Origin of the sequence: Sphingomonas adhaesiva, from assembly GCF_036946305.1 — a bacterium.
GTDB lineage: Bacteria > Pseudomonadota > Alphaproteobacteria > Sphingomonadales > Sphingomonadaceae > Sphingomonas > Sphingomonas adhaesiva_B.
Genome location: NZ_JAQIJJ010000008.1, coordinates 92,338 through 109,945, shown reverse-complemented (window position 1 = coordinate 109,945; position 17,608 = coordinate 92,338). Strand labels below are relative to the sequence as shown.

General features: G+C 68.6%; 11 protein-coding genes and 1 pseudogene. 6 read left to right on the top strand and 6 right to left on the bottom strand.

Annotation, left to right across the window (positions count from 1 at the left end; genetic code table 11):
• Positions 1-7 precede the first annotated feature (7 nt).
• Genes PGN14_RS14045 through PGN14_RS14035 form a run of 3 tightly spaced genes read left to right on the top strand, consistent with a single transcriptional unit; the run spans position 8 to position 3,676 of the window.
• Positions 8-1,243 carry an acyl-CoA dehydrogenase family protein gene (locus tag PGN14_RS14045; protein ID WP_335300212.1) on the top strand — a complete coding sequence of 412 codons (1,236 nt, stop codon included), beginning with the start codon at positions 8-10 and terminating at the stop codon, positions 1,241-1,243.
• 11 nt (positions 1,244-1,254) lie between these two features.
• The gene (locus PGN14_RS14040) at positions 1,255-1,932 is read left to right on the top strand and encodes a nitroreductase (RefSeq protein WP_335300290.1); all 678 of its coding nucleotides are present in this window, start codon (positions 1,255-1,257) and stop codon (positions 1,930-1,932) included.
• A 46-nt stretch (positions 1,933-1,978) separates the two neighbouring features.
• Entirely contained in the window at positions 1,979-3,676 is a 1,698-nt protein-coding gene (locus PGN14_RS14035; protein ID WP_335300211.1) for a class I adenylate-forming enzyme family protein, read from the top strand.
• A gap of 217 nt (positions 3,677-3,893) precedes the next feature.
• On the opposite strand, the gene PGN14_RS14030 is transcribed toward PGN14_RS14035, so the two are convergent.
• Positions 3,894-5,162: a metal-dependent hydrolase family protein gene (locus tag PGN14_RS14030; RefSeq protein WP_335300210.1), complete on the bottom strand. Its 1,269-nt coding sequence runs from the start codon at positions 5,160-5,162 to the stop codon at positions 3,894-3,896.
• Positions 5,163-5,190: 28 nt separating this feature from the next.
• Between PGN14_RS14030 and PGN14_RS14025 the strand changes: the two genes are divergently transcribed.
• Together PGN14_RS14025 and PGN14_RS14020 are read left to right on the top strand one after the other, a co-directional pair.
• Positions 5,191-7,380: a penicillin acylase family protein gene (locus PGN14_RS14025; RefSeq protein WP_443019519.1), complete on the top strand. Its 2,190-nt coding sequence runs from the start codon at positions 5,191-5,193 to the stop codon at positions 7,378-7,380.
• 114 nt (positions 7,381-7,494) lie between these two features.
• Entirely contained in the window at positions 7,495-7,851 is a 357-nt protein-coding gene (locus PGN14_RS14020) for a c-type cytochrome (RefSeq protein ID WP_335300208.1), read from the top strand.
• Here the strand turns inward: PGN14_RS14020 and PGN14_RS14015 are convergent.
• Positions 7,840-9,898 (bottom strand): annotated as a pseudogene (locus PGN14_RS14015) (sulfotransferase). The gene PGN14_RS14020 and the pseudogene PGN14_RS14015 sit on opposite strands and share 12 nt — an antisense overlap.
• Positions 9,899-10,287: 389 nt before the next feature.
• On the opposite strand from PGN14_RS14015, the gene PGN14_RS14005 reads away from it, so the two are divergent.
• Positions 10,288-13,023 carry a TonB-dependent receptor gene (locus tag PGN14_RS14005; RefSeq protein WP_335300206.1) on the top strand — a complete coding sequence of 912 codons (2,736 nt, stop codon included), beginning with the start codon at positions 10,288-10,290 and terminating at the stop codon, positions 13,021-13,023.
• Positions 13,024-13,071: 48 nt separating this feature from the next.
• On the opposite strand, the gene qhpE is transcribed toward PGN14_RS14005, so the two are convergent.
• The 4 genes from qhpE to PGN14_RS13985 are packed head-to-tail and all read right to left on the bottom strand — an operon-like array spanning position 13,072 to position 17,602.
• A complete protein-coding gene (qhpE, locus tag PGN14_RS14000; protein ID WP_335300205.1) occupies positions 13,072-13,788 on the bottom strand; it encodes a subtilisin-like serine protease QhpE in 717 nt (238 codons plus the stop codon).
• Positions 13,785-15,485, bottom strand: a complete 1,701-nt coding sequence (locus PGN14_RS13995) for an ABC transporter ATP-binding protein (RefSeq protein WP_335300204.1) — start codon at positions 15,483-15,485, stop codon at positions 13,785-13,787. The genes qhpE and PGN14_RS13995 overlap by 4 nt, the downstream gene beginning before the upstream one ends.
• On the bottom strand, positions 15,482-16,477 hold the full coding sequence (locus tag PGN14_RS13990) for a hypothetical protein (RefSeq protein WP_335300203.1): 996 nt from the start codon (positions 16,475-16,477) through the stop codon (positions 15,482-15,484). Before PGN14_RS13990 ends, PGN14_RS13995 begins: the two co-directional genes overlap by 4 nt.
• A 36-nt stretch (positions 16,478-16,513) precedes the next feature.
• Positions 16,514-17,602: a hypothetical protein gene (locus PGN14_RS13985; RefSeq protein ID WP_335300202.1), complete on the bottom strand. Its 1,089-nt coding sequence runs from the start codon at positions 17,600-17,602 to the stop codon at positions 16,514-16,516.
• Positions 17,603-17,608: the final 6 nt, after the last annotated feature.

The following is a 17,608-nucleotide window of genomic DNA, read 5'->3' as shown; positions in this document are numbered from 1 at the left end:
GAGACAGGTGTCGATCGACTTCGAGATTCCGGCCGAGGCGAAGGCGGTGCGCGAACAGGTGCGCCGCTGGGTCCATGACGAGTGCAAGCCCGCCGAGGCACGGCTCGCCGCCGGGGAGGATTACAAGGCGGTCCTGAACGAGCTGCGCACCAAGGCGCGCGCACAGGGACTGTGGTGCCCGTTCATCCCGAAGGAGCATGGCGGCATGGGGCTCGGCCCGCTCGCCAATGCGCTGGTCCAGATGGAATTGGGCGAGAGCCACCTCGGCGCGCTGTCGATGAACACCCAGGGGCCGGACGATGCGACGATGCTGACCCTGCTGACGCACGGCACCGAGCACCAGAAGGAGAAATTCCTGAAGCCGCTGCTGAACGGCGAAAAGCGCATCTGCTATTCGATGACCGAGAAGGCGGCGGGCGCCGACGCGACGGGGATGCAGACCCGCGCGGTGAAGCAGGGCAACGACAGCTATGTCCTGAACGGCGAGAAATGGTTCTCCTCCGCCGCCAGCGTCGCCGACATCGCGCTGGTCATGGCGATGACCGATCCCGATGCGCCGCGCCACCAGCGCTATTCGACGTTCATCGTCGAGCTGCCCGACCCGGGCTATCGCATCGTGCGCGATATCGAGACGATGGCGGTCCACGGCCCGCTGACCGAGGTGCTGGGCGGCGGCCATTCCGAGGTGGTGATCGAGAATCTGGTCGTTCCGGCCGAAAATCTGCTGGGCGGCGAGGGCAACGGCTTCAACATGGGGCAGCACCGCCTCGCCTATGGCCGGTTGCGCCACGGGATGCACAACGTCTCGATGGCGCAGCGCGCGCTCGACCTGGCGGTGGGCCATGTCACGCAGCGCGAGACGTTCGGGCAGAAACTGTCCGACCGGCAGGGCGTGCAGTGGATGCTCGCCGATTGCGCTGCGGAGATCTACAAGGCGCGGCTGATGCTGCTCCACATCGCCTATAAGGCGGAGCGGGGCGAGGACCTGCGGCAGGAGAATTCGATCGCCAAGGTGTTCCTGGCGAACATGGTGCATCAGGTGGTCGATACCGCGATCCAGCTGCACGGCGCGCTGGGGTTCAGCCTCGATACCCCGCTCGCCGCCTGGTACACGCACATCCGGTCGCAGCGGCTGGTCGACGGGCCGGACGAGGTGCATCGCTGGACGGTCGGCAAGAACGTCATCAAGGCGTTCGAGCGCGACGGCACGACCGCGGCGGCGTGCGGCGGGGACCTGCTGTGACCGCGCCGGCGATGACGTTCGACGAGGTGGTGATGGGCCGCCGCAGCATCCGCGGCTACAAGCCGGATCCCGTACCGCGCGCGCTGATCGAAGAGATCATCACGCTCGCCAGCCGCGCGCCGTCGTCGATGAACACGCAGCCGTGGCATTTCCACGTCATCACCGGCGAGCCGCTGGCGCGGATCCGCCGCGGCAATACCGAGAATACGCTGGCGGGCGTGCCGCAATCGCGCGAATTCCGTACCGGCAGCGGCGGGTTCGCCGGCGTGCATCGCGACCGGCAGGTGGAGGTCGCCAAGCAATTGTTCGGCGCGATGGGGATCGCCCGCGACGATGCCGAACGGCGGCAGGACTGGGTGCTGCGCGGGTTCCGCCAGTTCGACGCGCCGGTCTGCGTCATCATCTCCTTCGACCGCGCGCTGGAGGGGATGGACGATGCGCCGTTCGACTGCGGCGCGGTGGCGACCGCGCTGGTCAACGCGGCCTGGTCGCGTGGCCTCGGCACCGTCATCAACAGCCAGGGGATCATGCAGTCGCCCGTCGTGCGCGAACATGCCGGCATCCCCGACGACCAGATCATCATGAAGGCGATCGCGCTGGGCTGGCCCGACGACGACTTTCCGGCGAATGCGGTCGTATCGAACCGCAAGCCGGTGGCGGAGGCGGCGCGCTTCGTCGGATTCGACTGACACGACCGACGGCGAGGACGCCGCGGCAGGAGAGGATTTCCGTCACATGCACTATGCCGAACTGGAGCAGGCGCGCGCGGAGCTGACCGGCGCGGGCGGCGCGTTCGAGATCGTCGAGGCCGACGTGCTCGGCCGCCGCGTGCGCACCTATCGCCACGCGCCCGCGTCGGTCCGCGACATCTGGCTCTCCACCGCCGCGTTCGCGGAGCGCGACTATCTCGTCTATCAGGACGAGCGGCTGACCTATGGCGCGGCGCATGCACGCGTGAATGCGGTCGCGGCATGGCTGTGGGATCAGGGCGTGCGGCCGGGCGATCGCGTGGCGATCGCGATGCGCAACTATCCCGAATGGCTGCTCGCCTATTGGGCGTGCGTGTCGATCGGCGTCGCCGCGGTGGGGATGAACGCATGGTGGACCGCGGAGGAGATGGCCTATGCGCTCGACGATTCGCGCCCCAAGGTCCTCTTCCTCGATGCCGAGCGGCTGGCGCGGCTGCGCGAGCGCGCCGCGATGGGGGACGGCATCCGCCTCGTCGGCGTGCGGATCGCCGACGAGGCGGACGACGTGACGCCGTGGAGCGCCGTCGTCGCGCATGGCGGCGCGATGCCGGATGTCGCGATCGATCCCGATGCGGATGCGTGCATCTTCTACACTTCCGGCACCACCGGCTTCCCCAAGGGCGCGCAGCTGACGCACCGCGGCTGCGTCACCAACCTCTTCAACATGCTCTATTCGGGCGCGTCGAGCGCGCGCGCGATGGAGCTGGCGACCGGCATCGCACCGCCCGCGGAACCCCCTGCCCCGCCGGTCACGCTGCTGACGACGCCGCTGTTCCACGTCACCGCCAACAATTGCGGCGCGTATCTGACGACGGCGGCGGGGGGCAAATTGGTGCTGATGTACCGCTGGGACGCGGGCGAGGCGCTGCGGCTGATCGCGCGCGAGCGCGTCTCGTCGATGAGCGGGGTGCCGACGATGGCGCGCGAGGTCATCAACCATCCCGATTTCGCGACCACCGACACCTCCAGCCTCGTGGCGCTCGCCGGCGGCGGCGCGCAGGTGCCGCCCGATCTGGTTCAGCGCATCGACGACGAGGTCGGCACCGCGCGTCCGAGCACCGGCTATGGCATGACGGAGACGTGCGGGATCATCACCTCCGTCGGCGGCGACTTCTTCGTCGACAAGCCCGACAGCGCCGGCCCGGCGATGCCCGCCTATGAGGCGAAATGCGTCGACGACGACGGCCGTACCGTGCCACCGGGCGCGGTCGGCGAATTGTGGGTGAAGGGTGCGGCCGTCATCAAGGGCTATATCAACCGCCCGGAGGCGACCGCCGCGGCGATCACCGACGGCTGGCTCCACACCGGGGACATCGCGCGCATCGACGAACATGGCTTTATCTTCGTGGTCGATCGCAAGAAGGACATGGTGCTGCGCGGCGGCGAGAACGTCTATTGCGCGGAGGTGGAGGCGAGCCTGTATCGCCACCCGGCGGTGGCCGAATGCTGCGTGTTCGGGGTGCCGGACGAGCGACTGGGCGAGGAAGTCGGCGCGGCGGTGGTGGCCAAGGCGGGCGAGACGCTGTCGCCCGACGCGCTGCGCGACCATTGCGCCGCGCTGATGGCCCGGCACAAGGTGCCGCGATACCTGTGGGTCGTCGACGAGGCGCTGCCCCGCAACGCCAGCGGCAAGTTCATGAAGCGCGAGGTCCGCGACCGGCTGGTGGCGGCGCTGGCGGTCTGAAGAGGTCCGGGCGCCGCTGTCTCCCGGTCTTGACCGATTTCCCCCACTGTCTTGCCGAACCCTTCGCGGCACGCCAGGATGGCGGGAGGTCGCACCAGGCACCTCGTGCTCCGGCGAAGGCCGGAGCCCAGGGTCAGGCAGAACGACGTCCGATGCGACCGACAACCCTGGGCTCCTGCCTGCGCAGGAGCACGGTGATTACAAGGCACCTCACCGGCTACAGCCGGATCACGCGCCCGTCCTTCATCACCAGCCGCACGTCGCGCACCGCCGCGATATCGGCCAGAGGATCGCCCGCCACCGCGACCAGGTCCGCCAGCAGCCCCGGCTTCACCGCACCGATGCGGTCGTCCATCCGCATCCAGCGCGCATTGCCGGAGGTCGCGGCGAGCAGCACCTTCGCCGGCGTCATACCCGCCGCCACCATCAGTTCCATCTCGCGCGCATTGGTGCCGTGCGCGAAAACCCCCACGTCGCCGCCCATGCACATCGGCACATGCGCGGCCAGCGCCCGGCGGAAGCCGTCGCGGCTGGCGCGTACCGCGGCGGGCGCCGGTTCCGCGCCGTTCCAGCCGCGATAGCGCGCGCTCGCGTCGGCGGCGGCCAGCGTCGGGCACAGCGCGATCCCCTTCGCCGCCATCGCCGCGAAGATCGCCGCCGTCCCGCCATAGCCGTGTTCGATCGTGTCGACGCCGGCCTCGACCGCGCGGCGCATCCCCTCGGGCGTCGTCGCATGGACCGCCACCGGGCGTCCGGCATCGTGCGCCGCCGCGACCGCGGCCTTGATCTCGTCCAGGCTCAGCGTCGCGCGGCTCTCCTCGCCCGGGCGCCAGCGGTAATCGGCGTAGAGCTTCACCCAATCCGCCCCGGCCGCGATCTGGCGCCGGACCGCCGCCACCATCTGCTCCGTGCCGGATACTTCCTCGGCCCCCTGCGGGACGGCGACGCCCGGCTCGAACCCCTTGGGGCCATAGGCGCCGAGCGCGACGATCGCGCGGGTGGCGACGCGCAGCCGCGGCCCCTCGACGATCCCCTGGTCGATCGCCGCCTTCAGCCCGACATCGGCATAGCCCGCGCCCTCGGTGCCAAGGTCGCGCGCGCTGGTGAACCCGGCGTGCAGCGTCGCGCGCGCCTGCGCGACCGCGCGCGCGGTGCGCAGCGCCAGCGGCTCGTGCAGCACCTGATCGTCCCATGTCGCCTCGTCATAGGGATGCAGGAAGAGGTGCCCGTGCCCCTCGATCATCCCCGGCATCAGCGTGTCGCCGGCGAGATCGATCACCCGCGCGTCCGGGGGCACCGTCAGTGCCGGGCCGACCGCGACGATACGGTCGCCGCGCACCAGCACCTGCCAGCCGGCGTGCGCCAGGCCGTCGACGCCATCGAACACCGCGGCGGGACGCAGCAGGATCGCGGCCGGCGCGCCGGGCGGCTCGGTCGCGCCGCCCAGCAGCAGCGCCGCGATGATCGTCAACCAGCGCATGGCCATCGTGCCCCCTTCTATTCTAGACGGAGGTATGGATAGGCTCCCCCGCCACGCGCGCAATCCGTTGGTCCTCCTGATGATGCTCGCGATGGCAACGGGCGCGACGGCGCCCGATCCGGACATGACGCGATGGCAGGCGCAGGCGGCGCGGGTGACGATCACCCGCGACGACTGGGGCATCCCGCACATCCGCGGACGCAGCGATGCCGATGCGGTGTTCGGCATGACCTATGCGCAGGCGGAGGACGATTTCGCGCGCATCGAGGCCAATTACCTGACCGCTTTGGGGCGCACGGCGGAGGCGGAGGGCGAGACGGCGATCTGGGCGGACCTGCGCCAGCGGCTGTTCGTCGATCCGGCGGTGCTGAAGGCGCAATATGCCGCCAGTCCCGACTGGCTGCGTGCGTTGATGGACGCCTGGGCGGACGGGCTCAACTTCTATCTGGCGACGCACCCGCAGACCCGGCCCCGCGTCCTGACCCGCTTCGAACCGTGGATGGCGCTGAGCTTCACCGAGGGGAGCATCGGCGGTGATATCGAGCGCATCTCGCTGGCCGACCTGCAAACCTTCTACGGCCAGCCGACACCGCCCAGCCCGGAGGAGCGCGGCGCGATCCCGCGCGAGCCGTCCGGGTCGAACGGCATCGCCATCGCGCCCGCGCTGACGCGCGCGGGGCACGCGCTGTTGCTCATCAATCCACACACCAGCTTCTACTTCCGCTCCGAGGCGCAGGTGACCAGCGATGCGGGGCTGAACGCTTATGGTGCCAGCACCTGGGGGCAGTTCTTCGTCTATCAGGGGTTCAACGCGCACGCCGGCTGGATGCACACCTCCTCCACCGTCGACAATGTCGACCAGTTCGCGGAGGCGGTGACGCGGCGGGCGGGTGGCTGGGCCTATCGCTATGGCCGCGAGATGCGCCCCGTCGAGGAACGCGCGGTGACGATCCGCTTCCGCCGCGCCGACGGCGGCACCGGAGAGCGGCGCTTCGCCACCTGGCGGACGCATCACGGACCGATCGTCGCGGCGAAGGACGGCCGCTGGATCGCCACCGCGCTGATGTGGCGCCCGGTCCCCGCGCTGGAACAGAGCTGGCTGCGGACCAGGGCGACCGATCTGGCCGCATACATGGCCGTCGCCGAGCGCAAGGCCAATTCGTCCAACGACACGCTGTTCGCGGACGACAAGGGCGAGATCGCGTTCCTGATGCCGCAGTTCATGCCGGTGCGCGACGATCGCTTCGACTATACCCGGCCCGTCGACGGCAGCGACCCGGCGACCGACTGGAAGGGGCTGCACACGCTGGCCAGCCTGCCCAGCGTCGCCAATCCACGCACCGGCTGGGTCCACAACACCAACGACTGGCCGTGGAGCGCGGCAGGGCCGGACAGCCCCCGCGCCGCCGATTACCCTCGCTATATGGATCAGGTGGGCGCCAATGCACGCGGCGCCCATGCCGACCTGCTGCTGACCGGCAGGCGCGGCTGGACGCCGGAGGGGCTGCGCGTCGCCGCCTATGACCCCTATCTGCCCGCCTTCGCGCGGCTGCTGCCGGGGCTGGTCGCGGCATGGCGGGCGCTGCCCCGCGCCGACCCGCGCCGGCAGGCGCTGGCGGCGCCGATCGCGACGCTGGCGCGGTGGGATCATCGCTGGGGATATGATTCGGTCGCGACCAGCCTCGCCGTCTTCTGGGGCGACCAGCTCTGGCGCGAGGTGGGCGATGTCGCGCAGGCGGAGCGGATGAACGTGCCCGATTATATCGCGACACGCGTCGATCCGGCCGCGACGCTCGCCGCGCTGGAGGCCGCGGTCGCGCGATTGTCGCGCGACTTCGGGACGTGGCGCACCCCGTGGCGCGCGATCAACCGCTTCCAGCGGCTGGACGATTCCATCCGCCCGCATTTCGACGACGCGCGGCCGTCGATTCCCGTCCCCTTCACCTCCGCGCAATGGGGCAGCCTCGCCTCGTTCGGGGCAAAGACCTGGCCGGGCACGCGGCGCTACTACGGCACCAGCGGCAACAGCTTCGTCGCGGTGGTCGAATTCGGGCCGCGCGTGAAGGCCAGTGCGGTGATGGCGGGAGGACAGAGCGGCGATCCCGCCTCGCCGCATTTCGCGGACCAGATCGACCGTTACGCCACCGGACGGCTGCGCCCGGTCTATTTCCACCCGGACGAACTCGCCGGGCACGTCGAGCGGACCTATCGGCCTGGGGGCTAGGCGACAGGCCGACGCCCCCGCAAAGAAAGGACTTGCCACAAACTGGACGATCGTCATGATTGTGCGACGCATCATTCAGGGGGGTGGATCGTGGACTGTCGCAGCGTGATGTGGATGACCGGCCTGGCCGCGGCGTCTCTGTCGGTACTGGCCGGGACGGCGTCGGCGCAGCAGGCGGATGGCGGGACGATCTTTCGCCAGCGGTGCCAGATGTGCCACGTCAGCACGCCCGGACAGCGCGCCGGGCTCGGCCCCAATCTGGCGGGTGTCGGCGGACGCAAGGCGGCCAGTACCGATTTCCTCTATTCCCCGGCGCTGCGCGCGTCCGGGCTGAAGTGGGACAAGCCGACGCTCGACAAGTTCCTGCAGGCGCCCGGCAAGATGGTGCCCGGAACGCGCATGGCGATCTCGGTGGCCAATCCGGCGGATCGCGCGGCGCTGGTGAACTATCTGGTCTCGCTACGAAAGTGATCCTTCGACGGTCGCCGGCACGTCGGGATAGGCCGACGCCAGTGGCCCCAGGACCGCGAACAGGTCGGACAGATGCGCCTCATAATGGCGCCAGTGATCGACCGCGTCGGTGAAGATCGGTCGCCGCACCTGTTCCGAACTGGCGGTGCGCACCGCGCGATCGTTCCGCCAGAAGGAGAGACACGCCTCCTCGAACGGCAGGCCGAGATGGTCGAGCAGCCGGCGCACCTCGCCCGGCGTGTCCGCCACCATCCGCTCGTAGATCACGCGATGGACATGGCTGGGCAGCACGCGGTCGATCGCCGCCAGATGCGTGACATAGTCGCGATAATAGCGGCCGATATCGGTCAGGTCGTAGGTGAACGTCTGACCGCGCGCGAAATGCTGTTTCCAGCCCGAAAAGCAGCAGGCGACGGGATGCCGCCGCGCATCGACGATCCGCGCATTCGGCAGGATCAGCCGGATCAGCCCGATGTGCTGCCAATTGTTGGGCATCTTGTCGATGAAAAAGGGGCGGTCGGTGCGCCGGTGGACGCGAGTCCGCTCGATATATTCCTCGCCCAGACGACGGCGGTCGGCGGGGGTCAGCGACGCGACCATCGCGCCGACATCGGCGAACTCGCCCTCGTCGACGCGCGCTTGCAGGCGCGCCGCGATCATCATCATGTCGGGCATCTCCATCGTCCCCTCCACCTGGCTGTGGCTGGAGAGGATCTGCTCGACCAGTGTCGAGCCGGATCGCGGCAGGCCGACGACGAAGATGGCGTCGGGCGCGGGACACCCGCCCTCCCCCATCCGCGCGATGAACGCCGGGGCGATGGTCTGCGTCGTCGCCGCCACCTCCGCCGCAAACGCATCCGCGTCATGCGCGATCGTCGCGCGGCGCAGGCGATTGCCGCGATCGTAGTGGTCGAACGAGGCCGCATAGTCGCCCGCGTCCTCCAGCGCCTTGCCGAGCGAGAAATGCAGGTGGAAGACGTCGTCGCCCCGATCGTCCCCGCCGACCGACGCCAGCGTGTCGAGCGCAGCGCGCATCGCCGCAATATCCGCCTGATCCAGCCGCACGGTCTTCAGGTTGGCGAGGCTCCACCACGCCTCCCCCATCGTCGGCTTCAGGGTCACGGCGCGGCGATAGGCGTGAATCGCCTCCGCCTGTCGGCCCAGCGTCTTGTGGACATGGCCCAGATTCTGCCAGACCTGCGGCTGCGCAGGCTCCTGCGCCAGCAGGCGTTGGTAGATCGCCGCGGCGGATTCCTGATCGCCCAGTCGGACGAGCGCCGAGGCCTTGAGCAGGTCGTGCCCTGCCACGCGCATCGGCGATCGCGTCAGGATCTCGGCATGGTCCAGCGCCTCGCGCAGCCGGTTGCTCTGGAGCAGCAGCCGCACCAGGAAATCGCGCGCCAGGTCGAACCCCGGGGCCTGATCGAGCGCCTCGCCGACCAGCGTCAGCGCATCGGCGATGTCGCCGCGCCGCCACCGCACCTCGCCCAGCAGCCGGGTCGCGACGGGATCGTCCGGATGCCGTCGCCGCCGCGCGTCGAGGAGGCGCTGCGCCTCGTCGAGGCGCCCGTCGTTCATCGCCATCGCCGCCTCGATGAGCGCGGGGTCGCTCGACGCGGCATGTACCCCCCGACAGGTCGGCGCGCCACGCGCCCTGATGGCGGCCGGCGGCGCGCAGCGCGCGCGCGAGCAGGAACCAGCCCGCGGCGACTGCGGGTTGCTGCCGCGTCAGCCGCTCCAGCGCTGCGATCGCGCGGTCGGTACGCCCGACGTCGACCGCGGCCAGCGCCAGCTCCCACCACAATGCCGGCACCGGCGCCTGTCGACGCGCCAGCGCCTCCAGCCGCGGCAGCGCGGCCGCCGCACGACCGACGCGGCGCAGGGCCTGGCAGGCCAGCAATTCCGCCGGGGGAAAACCGGGCACCTGCCGCAGCGCCGCCTCAGCCTCGGCGAGCGCATGATGGGGATCGCCGTCCAGTATCGCCGCCGCGCGCGACAGGTCGACGCGCCGGTCGCCGGCTGCAGGTGTCGCCATCACGTTCCCCATACGCCTCCCGATGATGTGAGCAGGTGCACAAAAACTCTCGCTCGCGGACGCACGATGATGTCGCGTCGTCTCGTCGATTCGACCCAATAATGCGCGCTTGACAGCGCGACCTCTGTTGGCTGTATTCAATCTAGGACGGTCGTTCTCAATATTGCAAGTGCGAACGAACCGGCTCTGTAGAGCGTCATGGCACCACGATCGGGTGGGTTGGTCTTCGGCATTCCGGCGTCTTCCTGATGTCGGGAATCGAGGTCGGCTGCCCATCGCCAACGGGTGCGAAGGCGTCGGATCGGCAGGCGGAACGCAGCGAGAGACCCGATACGGGGACCACACCCGAGCGGGCGACCGACAGGAGAGGCCTAGCAACGCGTAATCGGGGGATTTTACGCATGGCCAATCGTTGCCGTTCGCGCGCCGCGCATCTCTGCATCCTGGGCGCCACCACCTTTCTGACGCCCGTTATCCTGACCACCGCCGCCGCCGCGCAGACCGCGACCGAAGCGCCGCCGCCCGCCGACGACGATCCCGGCCTCGGCGACATCGTCGTCACCGCGACGCGCCGCGCCGAAAGCGTGCAGGCGGTGCCGATCTCGATGCAGGCGCTGGGCGCGGAGAAGATGGAGCAACGCCAGGTCAAGGGGTTGAGCGATCTCGCCTCCTTGATGCCATCGGTGTCGTTCGAGGGGATCGGTCCGGGGCGCAACACCGCGTTCTTCCGCGGCATCGTCCCCGCCGGCGGTGCCTATGCCTCGGTCGGCTATTATCTGGACGACATTCCCATCACCGGCACCGAAGTGCCCGACATCCATGTTTACGACCTGGAGCGCGTGGAGGCGCTGTCGGGTCCGCAGGGGACGTTGTACGGTGCCGGGTCGCTCGCCGGCACGATCCGCTTCATCACCAACAAGCCGAAGCTGAACAAGCTGGAATATGGCTATGACGCGGAGATCAACAAATACGGCAAGGGCGATCTCGGCGCGCAATATCAGGGCTATATCAACGTCCCGATCAACGACATGATGGCGCTGAGGACGATGGGTTACTATCGTCGCGACGGCGGATACATCGACAATACGCCCAACAAGGGCCGTTTCAACGATGGCCGTCCGGCGGTGTACCATCTCGGCGACGCGAATCCGGACACCACGATGCAGGTCAGCAACGCGGCGATCGCGCGCGACGACTATAATTCGATCAACGAATATGGCGGCCGCGCGATGCTGCTGATCGCACCATGGGACGGGTGGGAGATCACGCCCGAGATCACCGCGCAGCGACAGATCGCGCGCGGCTATTTCGGCTACGACCCCCGCGTCGGCGACCTGCAGGTGCATGACTATAACGCCACCCGCAACGACGACCGCTGGTACCAGGCCGCGCTGTCGATCCACGGCCATATCGGCGACTGGGACGTCGTCTCCGCCACCGGCTTCTTCAAGCGACGCACGAAAACGCTCAACGATTATACATATTACACCGTCACCTATGACGGGTTCGGTGTCGGATACGAAAGCTATCTTCAGTTCTTCGACAATTGCACCGGCACCGGCGCGGCGCAGAAATGCAGTCTGATCGATCCGACGCAATATTATCACGCCGACTGGAAGCGCAACAAGTTCACCCAGGAACTGCGCCTGACGACGCCGAAGGACTGGCCCTTCGATGTGACGGTCGGCGGCTTCTATCAGCGGCAGGCGAATCAGTCGAACACCTATTATGCGATCCGTGGACTCGACAAGATCACCGGCTATACGCAGACCGGGGGCGGCGACGTGCCCGGTGGCCTGATCGGCGTGCCGGCGGTGTTCGCGATCAGCGACGGCGCCTTCACGACGGACGTCATCAACCCCAACGGCAACCCGCTGGGCACGATGGCGCTGGGGACACCCGCGGTGAAGCAGGACGGCTTCTACATCGTCGAGCAGAACCAGCTCTATCACGATACCGCCGTCTTCGCGGAAGGGCATTACAACATCACGCCCAAGCTGAAGATCACGGGCGGCATACGATATTTCTGGACCGATTATGCGGTGAAGGGCTTCGCCGGCGTTGCCGCCTCCGCCGCCAACACCGTCACCTCCTATTACGTCCCGACCGGCAAGATGGGATGCCCGACGCCGCTGCCCGCCGAACGATTGCAGTGCCTCAACACCAACTTCCGCGCCGCCGACCAGACCGGGCGCTACAAGGAGCAGGGGGAGACGCACAAGGTCGCGCTCAACTGGCAGGTCACGCCCGACAAGATGATCTACGCCAATTACTCCACCGGCTTCCGCCCCGGCGGATTCAATCGACCGTTGCGGATCCGCTCGCTGGGGCCGGTCGACGTCGATCCGTTCAAGTCGGAAACGCTGACCAACTACGAATTCGGCGTGAAGACGACGTGGAACCGCATGTTCCGCTTCAACGCGGCGGTCTATTACGAGAAATGGAGCAATATCCAGTATAGCGTCGTGGTCGCCGGCGCGCAGGGTGCCGGGATGACCGGCAACGCCGGCATCGCGGATGTGAAGGGCGTCGAATATGACGCCGATCTGCGGCTCGGAAAGGTCACCATCTCGACGTCGGGCGCGTATAACGACGGCAAGTTGAAGGGCAATTTCTGCAATTTCGCGGTTGATGCCACGACGAAGGTGATATCGCAGCTCAGCTCCTGCACACAGGGCCAGAACGTCGGCGGCACGAACACCGGGACGCCGCAGGTCGCCGCGGCGGACGGCACCCGCCTGCCGCGCCAGCCGAAGTTCAAGGGCACGACATCGATCCGCTACGACACCGAGATCGGCGCGTTTCAGACCTATCTACAGGGGGCGGCGCTGTATCAGACCGGGGCGACCCAGGACCTGAACGTCTCCGACAACAACCTGCTGGTCTGCCCCGATACGGCGAAGGAGAACACCGTTGCGGGGCGGTCGTGCAGCACCAAGGGGTTCGTCAGCTTCGATTTCTCGGCCGGGATCAGCCGGGACAATTGGTCGGTCACCTTCTTCATCCAGAATGCGTTCGACAAACGCGGGCAGCTGACCACCAACACCTTCTGCTCCATCACTTTCTGTTCGGGATCGTCGCGTGTCTTCCCGATCAAGCCGCAATTCTTCGGCGTGCGGCTGGCGCAGAAGTTCTGATCGACGACGATGCAACGCGCACCCGCCGCAGGGCAGGTGCGCGTTACCTCAGGCGGTGTCCGCGTCGCGCAGCAGGCGCGAGGGAAGCGTGCGCGACAGGTCTGCGAGCGGATCCTCGTCGTGCAATGCTTCTGCGGCACAGGCGGCGATCCCGCTCATCTGCGCGACCGCGAAGCTGATGCCGTGCAGGTTGCGTGTCGGTGCGACGCCGTCGATCGGGCGCGGATAGCCCGCCGCGGCCACCGCGACACCTGCGCCGACGCGCCGGTAATGGCCGCGTGGGCAGTCCCAGTCCAGTTCCACTCCCAGTACGCTGTCCAGCGCGCCCGGCCAGCACGGCTGCGACTCGACCGCGCGTGCCGCGACGACCAGCACGCCGGCGGCAACGGCACGCTCGACGGCATCGGCGAAGGCGCCGCGATGCGCGGGATTGACCGACCCCAGGCTGAGGTTGACGATGTCCGCGCCGGCCTCGACGCTCCACGCGATTGCCGCGACCAATGCCGCAGCCGAGGCGCGTAACGCTTCGTGGAACACCCGCACCGTCACGATCTGCGCATCGGGTGCGCGTTCCTGGATCGCCGCGGTGACTGCGGTGCCGTGCCCCAGCCGGTCGAGCAGCGCATCCGGACCGTCCATGGTCGCGCCGTCCCGCGCCACCGCGACGCCGCCGCACAACTGCCGCGCATCGATGTGCGGATGGCGGGGATGCACGCCGCTGTCGACGACCGCTATACGGATTCCCCGCCCGGTGCGCGCGGTCACGCCCCGACCAGCGTCGTCGCGGTCGACACGGTCGCGCGCCCGCCGTCGATGCGCACGATCATGTCGGCGCGCGCCGCCAGCGACGGCTTGTGCGTGATGACGATCAGCGTCGCCTGCGGCATCGCCACGCGCAGCCGCTCCGCCACCAGTGCCTCGGTATCCTCATCGAGCGCGGCGGTGGGTTCGTCGAGGATCAGGACATCGGGGGTGCGCAGGAAGGCGCGGGCCAGCGCGACGCGCTGCCGCTCGCCGGCGGACAGCGCCTGCCCCCGCTCGCCCGCCGACGTCGCCAGCCCCTGTGGCAGCCGCGCGATCAACGTGTCCAGCCGCGCGACATGCGCCGCCGCGGCAATGCGCGCCGGCGCGACATCCTCCAGCCCGAAGGCGATATTCGCCGCGATCGTGTCGTTGAAGAGGAAGGGCGTCTGATCGATCAGGATGATGCGACGCCGCAGATCGTCCAGACGGACGTCGCGGACATCCACGCCGTCGATCGTCACCCGCCCCGCATCGACGTCCTGATAGCGCACCAGCAGGTCGGCAAGGGTCGACTTGCCCGCACCGCTCGGCCCCAGGATCGCGCAGAACGTGCCCGCGGGGATCGTCACCTCGATATCGGACAGGACCGCGTCGCGATCGTGCCGCTTGGCGACATGATCGAAGCGGATCGCCCCGGCAACGGGGGGCAGCGCGAGCGCATCCGGGCGCTCCACCACGTCGGCGGGGGTATCGAACAGCTCGACGATGCGCGCGAGCGATACCCGCGCCGAGGCCAATCCGCTCCCCAGCCCCATCAGCACCTGGATCGGCGCGAACAATCGCCCCTGATAGGTCATGAACGCGACCAGCGTGCCGATCGTCATCGTGTCGTGGATGATCATATAGCCGCCGTAGAGCATCGCCGCCGCGGTCGACGCGGTCAGCATCGCCCCCGGCAGTGCGCCCGCCGCGAACGAGGCGAGTTGCATTCGCAGCATCGCGGTGACGAACGCGTCGTTGCGCGTGCGGAAGCGGGCCACCTCCGCCTCGCCGGCGCGCAGCGCGGTCACGGTGCGCATCCCCATGACCGTGTCGACCAGGAAGCTGCCGAGATCGGCGCCGCGCTCGCGCATCTCACGCGTCAGCAGGGTCAACCGTCGCTGGCACCACAGGAACGCCACGATGCACGCGGGCACCAGCGCGGTACCCACCACGAACAGCCGCCAGTTGAGCCACAGCATCAGCGCCACGCTGCCCAACAGGAACAGGACGTTGCTCAGCACCGACAGCAAGGTGTCGGCGGCGACGCGCTGGACGTCGCTGACGTCGCTGTTCATCCGCGACATCAGGTCGCCCAGCCGGAACCCGCCGAAGAAGCGCGGCGACAGCGTCTGCAGATGCCGCAGCAGCGCAACGCGAATATCATACAGCATCGCCGCGGACAGCGCGACATGGCGGTAACTGGCGGCGATGTTCAGCGCGAAGCCGAGGATGGTGGCGCCCAGCAGCGCCGCCGCGACGATGGCGAGCGCCCGCATGTCGCGCTGAAGCAGCGCGTCGTCGATCAGCAGCTTCGACAGATAGGGTTGCGCCAGGTTCACCGCGGTCGACGACAGGCTGATGACGAGCACCAGCGCCAGCTGCGCCCCATAAGGCCACAGATAGACGCCGAGCCGGCGATAGGTGCGCCACCCGGCGATCGGAACGGGTTCGGTCATGCCACCAGCGCCCGCGGGACGAGGTCGTGGCCGTCCAGCACGAAGCGCGGGGGACCGGCGGCGGCGAGGCGCGCGGTGCACGCGTCATGCCCCCGCGCCAGCGCCGCGTGCGCCGCCTGCCACCATCCGCCGGTGCCACCGCTAAGGTAGAAGGGGGCACATAATTGCAGGTGGCGGCGCATCGCCGCGGTCAGCATCGCATCGTAATGGCCACGCAGCGCATCCGGATCGCCACCGTCGGCGATGCCGCCGATCACTGCGGCAGCGAGGATCGCGGCGCGTACCGCCTGCGCGGTGCCGTCCCCGGCGATCGGATCGAACGCGATCGCCGCGGAGCCGCACGCGATCCAGTCCGGGCCGGTCAGCTGCGGAGCGAGCCGGGGAGCGGGATCGAACATCTCGTGCGGCGCGTCGCCCGTTACGATGCGCGGCGCGATATGGCGGCTGCACCGTAATGCCTCATCGATCGGCCCACCGACCGACAGCAGCCACGCGGCACCCGCCGCATCCGACGGGATCAGGAACAGCCATCCGGCGTCGATCGCCTCGATCCAGCTGTCGGTCGCGGCGGCGCGGTCGCACAGCCGCACCATTGTCGCCCATGCCACGCGCGTGCCGAAGCGCATCATCGGTGCCACGTCGCGCGGACGCGTGCGGACGGTCATGTCCCCCGTCATCGCGTCGTCGGTCACCGCATCGCACGCCAGCGCCGCGGCGAGCGCGGTTCCGCTGACGACGATCGCGTCGTGCGGCATCGTCGCCGGCACCGCGCCGCCCCAGGCGACGATGCGTCGCGTGATCCGATGCGCCGTCGCCAACAGATCGGGGCGATCGAAGACGTCGCGGATCAGCGCGACCGCCGTCGCGCTCAGCATCACCACCGGCGCGCCCCCGCCAGCGCGCGGCATCGTGCGCGTCGGCAGGCCGCGTCGCGTCAGCACGTGTGCGCAACAGGCTGCGGCGATGCCGGAGCCGTCGATCGCGACGTTCACGCCATCGCGCCTTCCCGCGTCACGGTCGCGGACGCCTCATTGCGAGACGACAAGTCCGGCCATGGTCGCGTCGTTGCCGATGTCCCAGGTTCTCTCCAGCTTCAGCGTGCGCGCGTCATAGACCTCGATATCGTAGCTCGCGCCATAGATGTAGAGCTTCGTGCCATCGCCCGACATGCCGAACTGGAAGCGCGTCCGGCAGGGAAATTCGGCCTTGTCGGTCAACTGGTTGGTCGTGAGATCGAAGCGCCAGAACTCGCACCTCTTGTTCCCCAGCAACCCGGTGGTGGCGACGGTATAGCCCTGCTTGCCGTCCGGCGTGACCTCCAGCCCCGCCAGCGTGGTCGGCGCAGGCCCGATCGGCGCGAAGGAGAAGCGCCGGGTGGCGAGGTCGATCCGTGCGACGCCGAACACCTTGTTGTGCACATAGGGGTCGGCCGCGCTGAACAGCGACACGAACTGTCCCGGGGTCCGGATCGCCTCGACCCCGCCGCCGAAATTGACCGCTTCATAGCCCGCGATGTCGGACTTCGCGAGATCGATCCGCTCGACCGCCTTCAGGTTCGACGTCGCGACGACGATCGCCTTGTCGCGGAAGACGTAGAAGAACTGCCCGTCGGGCGACAGCGCATAGGCGGCGCGATAGGGCGCGCCGGGCGTATCGTCCTCCGCCTCCATGTCGACCGCGCGCACGACCTTGTGCAGTTTCAGGTCGACGACGGTATATTGCGGCTTGCCGATGCGGTAGCGGTCGATGTCCTTGTCGATGCGTTCCGCGACGGTGTAGAAATAACGCCCCGCCGCATCGGCGACACCGCTGTAGAAGCGGTATTTGGTCGTCGGCGTATTCAGGCTGAAGCTGTCGGTGATCCGCCCGCTCGCCACGTCGAACGTCTCGATCCCGCCCGTGGTGATCGTGGAGACGTAGATCCTGCGGCGATCAGCCGACTCCAGCAAGCCGGTCGGCAATCCGGTGGACAGCGTGATGCGGCGCGTCACCTTCCCGCTCGCCTCGTCGAACAGCAGCAGCACGTTGGGATAGCCGCCCATGTACATCGTGCCGGCGTGGAGCGGGCCGGGCAGCAGCGCGAGCATAAGGGCGACGGCGGTGCGGAACAGGGTCATCGGGCA